Source organism: Rhizobium sp. 05L419, assembly GCF_056397845.1.
Map to the genome: position 1 here is coordinate 126,944 of NZ_JBFTOF010000017.1, position 12,212 is coordinate 139,155.

Consider the following 12,212-nt stretch of genomic DNA (forward strand, 5'->3'; position numbering starts at 1 on the left):
AAGAAGCGCGGTAGCGATAGACAGTGATATATGATCTAAGCCGCCGATGGGGTGTAGGTGACCCAATCGCGGCTGAAACAACCGAAAGAGCTGCCAGCGCGGCGTTGACTAATACAGGCAGAGCAAATGATTCTCATAACCGGTGCCACGGGATTTGTCGGACGAGCGTTGACACGCGAACTCTCGCTACGTGGTATTTCATACAAGGCAACAAGCCGAACGTCGCACCATGACTTTCACCATGTGAAGGTGATAGATGGCCAAACTAATTGGAAGGACATTCTCACCGGAGTGGATTCTATCATCCATCTCGCTGCAAGAGCGCACGTTCTTCGCGAAGACGCTGCGGATCCGAGCCGCGCGTTCTTTTCGATAAACACGGAGGGTACCCAGAATCTGGCGCGCCAGGCTCAATCCGCTGGGGTTCGCAGGTTTGTATTCGTAAGCTCGATTGGTGTGAATGGATCGTTTACAACAGACCTGCCGTTTACGGAGGAGGCAATACCAAACCCACATTCCATTTACGCAAGGTCCAAGCACCTAGCGGAAATAGGCCTTCAAACCATAGCTGAGCGCAGCAACATGGATGCGGTGATCATAAGGCCACCACTGATCTACGGCCGAGATGCCCCCGGAAACTTTGCACTGCTCAAACGCCTGGTTGGAACTGGAATGCCACTGCCTTTGGGATCGATTAACAATAGGCGTAGTTTCATATACGTTGAAAATCTGGTCGATCTGCTGATCACCTGCGTCGATCACCCTGCCGCGAAGAATCAAACCTTCCTCGTCAGCGACGGCGAAGACATATCAACAACCGATCTCCTCCGAAGGATGGCTCATGCTATGATCCGACCGTCGCGTCTCGTTCCATTTCCAGCTGGCACACTCAAGCTACTCGCGAGGTGCCTCGCCCAAGACGAAGCCGCTACGCGGCTATTGGCTTCGCTTCAAATTGATACGAGCAAAGCGCGGCAATTTCTCGACTGGCGTGCTCCCTTTTCGGTCTCGGAAGGGCTACGCCGTTCGCTCGCGGATTTAGCAACAAAAAATAGCTAGCTGCGTGACCGCCTGGTCATAGACCTGGCAAGAAGCGAAAAATCAGTTGCTGACACGGACACAGAAAGCTATCAGGACATAAATCGAGAGCGGACAGGTTTCAGCACCATCTATGACTGCATATGCCACCTATTTGGCCATCAAGCCTACCTACGCGCACAATCAAAAATGTGACGCGCCATGATGTGGTATTCACTGTGCAAACGCGTCTTTGATTTTATTGTCGCCCTCGTAGCCGCAGTATTTTTCCTAGTACCCTGCCTCTTGGTGGCATGCGCGGTTAAGATCACCTCCGAGGGACCGGTTCTCTACTGGTCGAACCGCGTGGGACGAGGCAACCAGATCTTTCTGATGCCAAAATTTCGTAGCATGCGGATCGATACGCCCGCCGTTGCTACCCACCTTCTAGGGACTCCCGCCGATTACCTGACACCCATAGGTTCTTTCCTTCGGAAGTCCAGTCTCGATGAGTTGCCCCAACTATGGTGCATACTAAATGGTGACATGAGCTTGGTTGGGCCGCGGCCGGCACTTTTCAATCAGAGCGACCTCATTGAGCTTCGCACGGAACATGGTATCGAGGTCCTGTTACCCGGTCTCACCGGATGGGCGCAAATCAACGGGCGCGATGAATTGCCGATCGGTGAGAAGGTCGAGTTCGACTTAGAGTACCTACAACGCCGCTCGTGTCTGTTCGACATTCAAATTATCATCCAAACGGCATTGAAAGTCGTGCAGAGAGACGGGATCTCGCATTGAGTTTATCCAATAGGCGTGGCTCTGCAACCATTGTGCGATGAATGACTCTAACGGCCGGGAGCTAAGTAGACTAACTAGAGGATAATCGGAGCTTTCATGGAAACGTCAGTATACCACCAACCCAGCGATCGTCTTTGTCAGATTGCTGTCCTGCTTTTTTGCTGGACCGAACGGCTCGCGCGGGTGGATCAACCTGAGAGCGTTTGGCAAAGTGAATTCTCTTTCTTTGGTTGTCCAACACCGAGAAAGTGGGATACATTTACTTGATGAGTTCCCAATTCCACCCAGGGATTCTAAAATGCTTAGTTCTTAATCGTCATCCAGAAAGCTCATGATCTCCGAAAAATATATCCACAGTATTCTGGGCCTGCCACGACCAACCAAACGTGCGCTCGCATTGTTGGTCGATAGCAATCTATGCATTCTAACGATATGGTTGTCCTACTGTTTTCGTCTGAATGATTGGGTGACACTCTCGGGGATACAGTTCCTGCCTATCCCCATATCACTGTGCTTGGCGCTACCAATATTCGTAGTGATGGGGCTTTATAGAGCCATATTTCGATTCATCGGCTTGGCCGCTTTCTGGACGGTTACAAAGGCCGTCGTAATTTACGGCCTGGCTTTTGCCATCATATTTACGGTCATTGGCGTTCCTGGTATCCCGCGTACCATTGGAATCCTCCAGCCTTTGCTGTTGTTGCTTGCCATTGGGATATCTCGTTTTCTTCCCAGATATTTCTTGCACGACGCGTATAATCGCGCACTGAGGAAAAGGGTGCAGTCAAATGTGCTGGTATATGGTGCCGGACGAAAGGGAAGGCAATTCACCAGCGGCATAAATCATGATGCCGACTTTAAAGTTGTTGGATATCTCGATGATGATCCCGGCTTAGTCGGAAGCGTGATTGAGGGTGTGAAGGTCTACAGCCCCGTGGATATAGGCGGGCTGACCAGCCGCCTAAAAGTCAAAGCCGTTCTCCTGGCGTTGCCGCACATCGATCGCGCCCGCAGGAATGCAATACTCGACGGCTTGAGAGAAGCAAAGGTCGCGGTCCGTTCGGTACCCGACTTGAGTGCGATCGCCGGTGGCAAATCGCATATTTCAGACTTTCAAGAACTTGAAATCGAGGACCTTTTGGGTCGAATGCCGGTGGATCCAAATCAGATGCTACTGGAGCGGAACGCTTTCGGCAAAGTGGTACTTGTTACCGGCGCTGCTGGGTCAATTGGGAGCGAACTCTGCCGGCAGCTCGTGAAGCTAAAGCCCGCCTGCTTGTTGCTTCTCGACCAAAACGAGTATGGTCTCTACGCGCTCCAGAATGAACTTCAAGTAAGCGAAGTGGGACATGATGTGCCCCTAGTTCCTTTACTTGCAAGCGTCTGTGACGATCTAAGAGTTCGCAAGATCCTCGACACATGGCGGCCTCATACTGTCTATCATGCCGCAGCTTACAAGCACGTACCGCTAGTTGAGCAGAACCCCGTCGAGGGAGTGAAAACCAATGTGATTGGCACTAGGACAATTGCACAAGCCGCGATCGATTCCTTAGTCGCGACGTTCATATTGGTGAGCACAGACAAGGCCGTCAGACCGACAAACATTATGGGCGCAACAAAGCGGCTCGCCGAGATGGTTCTTCAGTCGCTGGCGGAAGCACAAAGTTCTACTACCTTCTCAATGGTGCGATTTGGAAATGTTCTCGGTTCGTCCGGCTCAGTCGTCCCCCTGTTTCGACAGCAGATCCAAAAAGGTGGCCCCGTCACATTGACCCACCCTGAGATCACCCGTTTCTTCATGACGGGAACGGAAGCAAGCCAACTTGTTATACAAGCCGGGGCGATGGCGAAAGGTGGTGACGTTTATGTCCTCGATATGGGTGAGCCAGTCAAGATATACAATCTTGCTCGCAGAATGATCGAATTGTCGGGGCAAACCGTTCGAGATTCCAATCACCCCGATGGAGATATCGCGATTGTTATGTCTGGCCTACGTCCGGGCGAGAAATTGTACGAGGAATTGCTCATCGGGGACAACCCTGAGCCAACTGAACACCCGATGATTATGCGGGCTCGCGAGGGCTTCCTGTCATTGGCCGCATTGGTTCCACAGTTACAAGAACTCGAGATGGCAGCAATCGATGGCGACGTAAATCGCCTCCGGGCGAAACTTTCAGAGCTAGTCGGCGACTACAGTGCGTTTGCGGAAATAGTAGATCTTGTATCAGTTAGGAACCGGCTCGGAGAGTGAGGCCTCCTGCGAGCTAGAATGCAGCGGTACTCCCTTCCGATGCGTAAAATGCATTGCCTCTGGTCGCACAGATCGCGTTGGCGGGGGCGGACTTGGCCGCGAGCTCATCCGACTTTCGGTTAACGCGACCAGTTTTAGGGCTGAAATCTGTAGCCGCGGAGATGAGGCGTTGGGATGCTAAATCAGCACTCGTGGCGTGTGGCCGTCGCGAACGTCGATCACAAGGCACCTCCTATTATGGTTAGCGTCGTGCATCAAAGCTATCGGTTTCCTCGTTGATATGTTGATATCGAACTAAGGGTGCTTGAAGAAGCCCCTCAATCATACTAGTCGCGGAGTGAACCCAGCGGACTAGGAAGTAATGTAATGCAGTCGGGCAGCCTCTATGAAGTCGGTGACCATGATCAGCGCCCTTGGGGCACCTGGCGCGTCCTGGATGTTGGCGAGCGCCACGTCGTCAAGCGCATTGTTGTCAATTCTGGTGAGCGGCTTTCGCTCCAGTATCACAACCACCGAACCGAGCGTTGGACTGCAGTATCCGGACAAGGTGTTGCCGAAATTGAYGGTGCGCACTTCAGATTTGAGATTGGGCGCACTGTCGAGATCCCCGTCAAAACGAAGCATCGCGTCTCCTGCACTGGAGATCAGCCTCTTGTCTTTATCGAAATTCAGTACGGTGAATTGCTGGACGAAAAAGACATCATTCGCCTGAGCGACGACTATGGCCGAGTCTAATCCCGCGCTCGGTCGGCCGAATGCATGAGACGAGCCTCTCATTCTAGAACTCGTCGCGCAGCCGCCCAATTGGAGCTCTCGGGCGTTCTGAATGTGCGAGACGAACACTCCACCTTCCTTTGCTGACCGGAGCACCGGGGCCGCGAGATATGCTCCTTCATCGACAGGAGCGGAACGGAATGGAGATCGCACTGTTGCCATGCTTGGAGTCATTCAATGGGGCCAAAGCTCACTTCAAAATGGATTATTTCGACGGGGCAAGGTCACTTGCCACGCGATCTTTTCAGGACGTCGCGAATAGCGAAACTTGAATGGATGCGAGCAACGCCCGGAAGCGCTGATAAAATATCCTTGTGGATGCGCTCGAAGTCGCGCGCACTCTCGACCTCGACCTTCAGAATGTAGTCGGATCCTCCCGTCATCAAAAAGCACTCCTGAATTTCGGGATGCTTGCGAATTGCGGCCTCGAACCGGTTGAGATGCTCTTCCGTCTGCCGCTCCAGTGTAATGTTGACGATCACGGCAATCGCGTCGTCGCTGTCGGAGGTGCCGATCAGCGCCGTATACCCACGTATGTGACCGGACTGCTCAAGCTTCGCGATCCTGCGAAGGCATGCTGACGGCGACAGGCCCACTTCCGCGGCCAAAGTCGCGTTCGCAATCCGTGCATTGAGCCGCAGCAGCCGCACGATGTTGCGATCGATTGTATCAAATGTCACGCGCACAAATCCTCTGTTGCACGCTCAATTATTCTATTTCATTGCCAGATTTGCAATAAAAACGATCCGATCGGTGGGATATTGCTCGATTGTCTCGCTATGCTGGCCATCATGAAACCAGGGGAATGACGATGGACGCCAGCGCGGCAAACGATGTCAACAAGTGCGCGCTTTCGGGCATTCTCTCGATCGATCTTGAAGCTCTCAAGGCGAACTACCGGCTGCTCGCAGCCAAGGTTTCTCCGGCCATCTGCGGAGCGGTTGTCAAGGCAGACGCCTACGGCCTGGGCGCTGATCGCGTCGGCCCGGCTTTGGTCGAGGCCGGATGCCGGGATTTCTTTGTCGCCCACCTCGTTGAGGCAAAAGACCTCAAACGGTATCTGCCGCGCGAGGCAAAGATCGTCGTCTTGAACGGCCTTCTGCCAGGCGGCGAACCTTTTGCTGCTGCCAGCGGGTTCATTCCGGTGCTCAACTCCCTGGCACAGTTGAGGAACTGGTCCAAAGAGGCGGAGCGCTATGGCGCCCGACTTCCGGCCGTCCTGCAGTTCGACACCGGAATGTCACGGCTTGGACTGAGCCCGACTGAAGCAAATGCGCTCTGCAGCGATCCTGACCTCCTGCGCAATGTCGATGTGGAGTTCATCATGAGCCATCTCGCAAGCGCCGACGAGAGCCTGAACCTGCAAAACACCGACCAGCTTTCAGCAATGGGCGCGGTTGCCGCGCGTTTCCCGGAGATGCGTGTCTGCCTTACAAATTCCGGCGGGATTTTTCTCGGCCGTGGTTTCCACGGCGCCATGGCCAGGCCCGGATTGGCACTTTACGGAGGGATTGCCAGCGACGGCGTCCCCAATCCGACAACGCCCGTCGTCAGCCTCAGCGTGCGAGTCATTCAAACGCACACCGTGCCTGAAGGAACGCTCATCGGCTATGGCGGCAGTCATCGCGCTCCCTTTGAGATGCGGTTGGCCACCCTTGCGGCCGGCTATGCGGACGGGTTGCCACGGAGCCTTAGCGCCAGCGGTGCGGCTTATGCGTTCGGTCGCCGCCTTCCAATCGTCGGGCGAGTCTCAATGGACAGCATGACGGTCGACATCAGTTCCCTGCCGGACGACGCTCTTGGTCTCGGGAGTCTAGTCGAATTGATCGGGTCGCATCAGACACTTGAAGATATCGCCCGTGATGCCGGAACCATCTCCTACGAAATGTTGACCGGACTGGGTCAGCGCTATCATCGCCAATACATCTGACTAACCTTCATAACAGGGGCTACCATGAAAGTGACAGTTCTCGGCGCCGGCGTTATCGGCGTCACGAGCGCCTATTACCTGGCCAAGGCCGGACATGAGGTCACGGTCGTCGACCGGCAGACCGGGCCTGCGCTGGAGACAAGCTTTGCCAACGCCGGTGAAGTTTCGTTCGGCTATTGCTCGCCATGGGCCGCCCCCGGCATTCCAAAGAAGGCGCTCAAGTGGCTGTTCATGGAGCATGCGCCGCTGGTCCTGCGGCCGAAGGTTGATATCGCGATGCTCTCCTGGACGGCGAGGATGCTCTTAAACTGCACCGCCGAACGCTACGCAATCAACAAGTCGCGCATGCTGCGTCTGGCGGACTACAGCCGCCTTTCCCTTGGCCAATTGCGCGCGGAGGCCGGCATTGCCTATGACGAGCGCATGCAGGGCACGCTGCAGCTGTTTCGTACCCAGGCGCAACTGGATGCCTGCGCCAAGGACGTCAAGGCACTCGCGGCAGACGGGATTCCTTTTGAGGTGCTCGACCGCGAGGGCTGCCTGCGCGTCGAGCCGGCGCTGAAACATGTCGGCAATCGTATTGTCGGCGGCCTCCTCACACCCAAGGACGAAACCGGTGATTGTTTCAAATTCACCAATGCGCTGGCCGCAAAGTGCGTCGAGATGGGCGTCATTTTCGACTATCAGCGCACCATCAAGAGCATCCAGGTCGATGGCGGCGAGGCACGGGCCGTCGTCACCGATCGCGGCGCCCTACGCTCTGATGCTGTTGTCGTAGCGCTCGGCAGCTATTCACCGCTGCTCCTGAAGCCGCTCGGCATAGCCTTGCCTGTCTACCCGGTGAAAGGCTACTCGCTGACGATCCCGATTACTGATGCATCGCGTGCGCCCGAATCGACTGTCATGGATGAGACATACAAGATCGCCATCACCCGCCTCGGCGACCGGATCCGCGTTGGCGGCATGGCCGAGATATCGGGCTACACGAACGACCTCGGCCCTGCCCGGCGCCGGACGCTCGAACATTCCGTGACCGATCTCTTCCCGGGCGGGGATCTCGCAAAGGCCAACTACTGGTGCGGACTGCGGCCGATGACACCAGATGGGACGCCGGTCATCGGCGCAACCAAGATCCGCAATCTCTTCCTCAACACCGGCCACGGCACGCTTGGCTGGACCATGAGCACCGGATCGGCACGTGTCCTGACCGACATCGTCAGTGGTAGGAAGGCCGACATCGAAACGGCCGATCTCTCTCTTGCCCGATATCGCGGCTAGAGGACCGGTCGCTGGAGGCTCGAAATCCGAATGATCTCTATGCGATCCGCTGCTGGCTCTGCGGGTCGAAATAGACTGCCTTGTCGAGGTTGAAGGTAAGTCGGGTGGTTTGACCGGCGGTGATGTGAATGTCGGCGCGCAGCCGTGCGACGGCCTCCTTTCCCCCAAGTTTCGTCACGGCGAAGGTGTCGGAACCTGCCGGTTCGACGACCTCGATGAGGCAATCACCCTCTGCCAGCGATCTGGCGTTACGATCTGCGCCATCGGGGTCAGTCAATGCTTCGGGCCGGATGCCGAAGACAATCTGCTTGCCGACATAGGCGGCAAGCCCGTCCAATTGCGGCAAGGCGAGGCTCAGCGGTGCGGCATGCGGCCTTTCCAGCGACACGTGAAGCCCCTTGCTGTCGGTGCCGACGGTCGCCGTCAGAAGGTTCATTGCGGGTGAGCCCATGAAATCGGCGACGAACAGGTTGGCCGGATTGTTGTAGATTTCCGCAGGCGTTCCGAACTGCTGTACCTCGCCGTCACGCATGACGGCGATCTTGGTCGCAAGCGTCATGGCCTCGATCTGGTCGTGGGTGACGTAGACGATGGAGGTTCCCGTCGCCTGGTGGAGGCGCTTGATCTCGATGCGCATGTCGACGCGAAGCTTTGCGTCGAGGTTCGACAGGGGCTCGTCAAACAGGAAGAGCTTCGGATCGCGCACCAGCGCCCGTCCCATGGCAACGCGCTGACGCTGGCCGCCCGACAACTGGCTCGGCTTGCGATCCAGAAGATGGCCGATCTGCAGCACCTTGGCCACCTTGTCGATGGCCTTCTTGCGCTCCTCTACCGGTACGCCGCGCATCTCCATGCCGAAGGATATGTTCCCGGCGACCGTCATGTTGGGGTAGAGCGCATAGCTTTGGAACACCATGGCGATATCCCGCTTCGAGGGATGCAGATCGTCAATCGCCCGTCCATCGACACGGATTTGGCCTTCGGTAATCGACTCCAGCCCGGCAATGGTATTGAGCAAGGTCGACTTGCCGCAACCCGATGGACCGACGAGGACGAGGAACCCACCCTTCTCCAGTTCGAGGTCGATCCCTTTGAGGATTTCGACAGAACCGAAGCGTTTCCTGAGGCCGGAAATTTCGAGAAAAGCCATTGATTATCCTTTGACGGCGCCCGCCATCAGTCCGCGAACGAAGTAGCGGCCGGCGAGAATGTAGACGAGAAGCGTGGGCATGGCGGCGATCATCGCCGCAGCCATGTTGACGTTGTATTCGACGACACCGGTCGAGGTGTTGACGACGTTGTTGAGCGCGACCGTCATCGGCATGGACTCACCGGTGCCCGCATAGGCAGAGGCAAACAGGAAGTCGTTCCAGATGTTGGTAAATTGGTAGATCACGGTCACGACAATGATCGGCAGCGAGTTCGGCAGCATGATCCGCCGGAAGATCTGGAAAAACCCGGCGCCATCGACCTGGGCGGCCTTGACCAGTTCGGTCGGGAAGGCCTCGTAGTAGTTGCGGAAAAACAGCGTCGTGAAGCCGAGACCGTAGACGACGTGGACGAAGACAAGGTTTGCGGTCGGATTGCCGAACCCGAACGAGGAGCCCGTCATGTTTTGAAGCGTTGTCCCGAAGCGGCCGAGGGATCCAAGAATAGTCGCCATCGGCAGCAGCACCGACTGGAACGGGATAAAGCAGGCAAACAGCATCAAGCCGAAGACCAGCGTATGACCGGGAAACCGCCATTTGGTCAGCACGTAGCCATTGAGAGCACCGAGCAGCGTCGAAATCGCAACCGCCGGAACCACCATCTTGATGGAATTCCAGAAGTAACCCTTGATGCCGGCGCAGGTCAGGCCGACGCAGGTTTCACCCCATGCCTTGAACCAGGGATCGAGCGTCGGAGCCTTTGGCAGCGACAGCATGTTGCCGTTCTGGATCTCGTCCATAGTCTTGAACGAGGTCACCAGCATCACGAACAGCGGCATCAGATAGACTATCGCAAAGAATAGAAGGAGCCCGTAGATGACGATGCGATTGAGCATTCTTGCGTTGGCCGTGCGGCGCTGGGCGCTGCCGGAGGCGACGACGGCACTCATCGCGATTTCTCCCGCAGTTCGGAATAGAGGTAGGGAACGATAATCGCCGTAATCGTCATCAGCATGATGATCGCGCTCGCCGAGCCCACCRCCATCTCGTTGCGCTTGAACGTGTATTCATACATGAAGTTGGACGGCAGCCAGGCGGAACCGCCGGGTCCGCCTGATGTCAGCGCCACAACAAGGTCGTAGGACTTGATCGCCATGTGAGCGAGCACGATGAAGGCCGACAGGAACACCGGCCGAAGCATCGGAATGACGATGCGCTTGTAAAGCTGCCAGGTCGTCGCGCCGTCGATCTGGGCGGCTTTCATGATCTCACCGTCGATGCCGCGCAACCCGGCAAGGAACATCGCCATGACAAAGCCGGAGGCCTGCCAGACGCCGGCGATGACAACGGTGTAGATGACGAAATCCTTGTTCTTGATCCAATCGAAGTGGAAGCTTGTCCAACCCCATTGATGCAGCGTCTGCTCAAGACCGAGACCGGGATCGAGGAACCACTTCCAGGCAACGCCCGTCACAATAAACGACAGCGCCATCGGATAGAGATAGATGGGCCTGAGGAGGCCTTCGCCGCGGATCTTCTGATCAAGCAGGATCGCCAGAAACAATCCAAGCGCCAGGCAGATCCCGACATAGAGGAAGCCGAAAATGCCCATGTTGGTGATCGAAGTGTACCAGCTCGACGGCGGATCGTTCTCGAACGTCCAGCGCCAGAGCCGTTGATAGGCGCGTGGCCCGGTCAGCACATAGGACGGGAAGGTTTTGGAATTGGTGAAGGACAGATAGACCGTCCAAACAATGAAGCCATAGACAAAAATCACGGTGACGGCGAAGCTCGGCGCCAGGACGATCTTCGGCAACGCATCTTGAAGACGGGAGCGGATGGAATTGCGTGTTCTGCGCTCCGACGTCAGGTTGATTTCGGGCGTCGCGACGGTGCTCATGTAGTTCGTCCCCTCCCAGGGCCGTATCCGTGTGTCTGAATGCCTCCCCCGCTCGCGCGGGGAAGGCTTCTATTCGATGAACGAATGCCTACTTGGCGTCGTCGATTGCCTTGACGAGTTCTTCGACAGCCTGGTCGGAGGTCGTGATCTGGCCATGAACGAACTTCGACACGACGTCCTTGTAAGCGTTGGCGACTGCCGGGGGAGCGCCGTAGCCCTGTGCCAGCGAGCCGAACAGCGTGCCGCCTTCGTTGGCAGCCTTGAGATCGGCAATACCAGATCACGCTGCCRTCGGTGCCGGGGAAGCGATAGCAAAGGAAGTCCGTGTTCGGCGTCTTCTTCGCCGCGACGAACTCGCCCTTGGCCCAATCGCCCATGACCTGAACGAGGGCATCGCCCTTGATGACCATGGCGGTGGCAAGGTTCCAGTCACGGCCGGAGAAGTTCGGATCGACATATTCCTTGATCTTGGCAAGGTTGTCGAAAGACTTCTTCATCGTGTCTGATTTCAGCGACGCTTCGTCGAGATCGTTGAAGGCCTTCTTGTAGAATYCAGGACCGCCCGTCGACAGCACGATCGAATCGAACATCGTCGCCTCCTGCCAGTTCTGACCGCCGAGYGCCAGCGGAATGACGCCGGCTGCCTTGGCCTTGTCGAGCAGCGCGATCAGGTCGTCGAAGGTCTTCGGCTCGGTGCCGCCGATCTTGTCCATCACCGCCTTGTTGATCCAAAGCCAATTGACGGAGTGCACGTTGACAGGGGCCGCAACCCACTTGCCGTCGTAAACGGAGAATTTCTGCAGGGCCGCCGGAACCGACTTGTCCCAGCCTTCCTTCTTCGCCGTTTCGGTCAGATCGCCCATGACGCCCGCCTGGGCGTAGTCCAGCACGGTATAACCAAGCATCTGCGAAGCCGTCGGGTAGGTTCCCGCAGCGACCATGGCCTTCAACGCGGTCATGGCAGCATCGCCGCCGCCGCCGGCGACCGGCACGTCCTTCCAGGCATAACCTTCCTTGGCCAGATCGCCCTTCAGCACGTTGAGGGCCGCCGCCTCACCCCCAGACGTCCACCAATGGAGCATCTGGACTTCCTTCACATCATCCGCGCGCGCT

At 56.7% G+C, this 12,212-nt stretch carries 10 protein-coding genes and 1 pseudogene; 6 read left to right on the top strand and 5 right to left on the bottom strand.

All coding sequences use genetic code 11. The annotated features are described in order from the left end of the window. Nucleotides 1-126: 126 nt before the first annotated feature. The 4 genes from AC1DMK_RS20655 (at nucleotide 127) to AC1DMK_RS20670 (ending at nucleotide 4,804) form a co-directional block, all read left to right on the top strand. Nucleotides 127-1,059: an NAD-dependent epimerase/dehydratase family protein gene (locus AC1DMK_RS20655; RefSeq protein WP_477861553.1), complete on the top strand. Its 933-nt coding sequence runs from the start codon at nucleotides 127-129 to the stop codon at nucleotides 1,057-1,059. 183 nt (nucleotides 1,060-1,242) lie between these two features. Further along, a complete protein-coding gene (locus AC1DMK_RS20660) occupies nucleotides 1,243-1,818 on the top strand; it encodes a sugar transferase (protein ID WP_477861584.1) in 576 nt (191 codons plus the stop codon). A gap of 331 nt (nucleotides 1,819-2,149) precedes the next feature. Next, a complete protein-coding gene (locus AC1DMK_RS20665; RefSeq protein WP_477861555.1) occupies nucleotides 2,150-4,069 on the top strand; it encodes a polysaccharide biosynthesis protein in 1,920 nt (639 codons plus the stop codon). A 366-nt stretch (nucleotides 4,070-4,435) separates the two neighbouring features. After that, entirely contained in the window at nucleotides 4,436-4,804 is a 369-nt protein-coding gene (locus tag AC1DMK_RS20670; protein WP_477861557.1) for a phosphomannose isomerase type II C-terminal cupin domain, read from the top strand. Between the two features lie 263 nt (nucleotides 4,805-5,067). Here the strand turns inward: AC1DMK_RS20670 and AC1DMK_RS20675 are convergent, their stop codons facing one another. Further along, nucleotides 5,068-5,523, bottom strand: a complete 456-nt coding sequence (locus AC1DMK_RS20675) for an Lrp/AsnC family transcriptional regulator (RefSeq protein WP_477861559.1) — start codon at nucleotides 5,521-5,523, stop codon at nucleotides 5,068-5,070. A gap of 131 nt (nucleotides 5,524-5,654) precedes the next feature. Here AC1DMK_RS20675 and alr point away from each other — a divergent pair, with 131 nt between their 5' ends. Beyond that, nucleotides 5,655-6,773, top strand: coding sequence for an alanine racemase (gene alr / locus AC1DMK_RS20680; RefSeq protein WP_477861561.1), 1,119 nt, complete (start codon nucleotides 5,655-5,657; stop codon nucleotides 6,771-6,773). 24 nt (nucleotides 6,774-6,797) lie between these two features. After that, nucleotides 6,798-8,051 carry a D-amino acid dehydrogenase gene (locus AC1DMK_RS20685; RefSeq protein WP_477861563.1) on the top strand — a complete coding sequence of 418 codons (1,254 nt, stop codon included), beginning with the start codon at nucleotides 6,798-6,800 and terminating at the stop codon, nucleotides 8,049-8,051. Nucleotides 8,052-8,088: 37 nt separating this feature from the next. On the opposite strand, the gene AC1DMK_RS20690 is transcribed toward AC1DMK_RS20685, so the two are convergent. The 4 genes and pseudogenes from AC1DMK_RS20690 to AC1DMK_RS20705 all read right to left on the bottom strand — a co-directional run. Next, nucleotides 8,089-9,201, bottom strand: coding sequence for an ABC transporter ATP-binding protein (locus tag AC1DMK_RS20690; RefSeq protein ID WP_477861565.1), 1,113 nt, complete (start codon nucleotides 9,199-9,201; stop codon nucleotides 8,089-8,091). Nucleotides 9,202-9,204: 3 nt separating this feature from the next. Further along, complete coding sequence (locus tag AC1DMK_RS20695; protein WP_477861567.1) at nucleotides 9,205-10,149, bottom strand: carbohydrate ABC transporter permease; 945 nt, start codon at nucleotides 10,147-10,149, stop codon at nucleotides 9,205-9,207. Continuing rightward, nucleotides 10,146-11,099: a carbohydrate ABC transporter permease gene (locus AC1DMK_RS20700; RefSeq protein WP_477861568.1), complete on the bottom strand. Its 954-nt coding sequence runs from the start codon at nucleotides 11,097-11,099 to the stop codon at nucleotides 10,146-10,148. The genes AC1DMK_RS20695 and AC1DMK_RS20700 overlap by 4 nt, the downstream gene beginning before the upstream one ends. Nucleotides 11,100-11,187: 88 nt before the next feature. Beyond that, nucleotides 11,188-12,212 (bottom strand): annotated as a pseudogene (locus AC1DMK_RS20705) (ABC transporter substrate-binding protein); the annotation flags it as partial.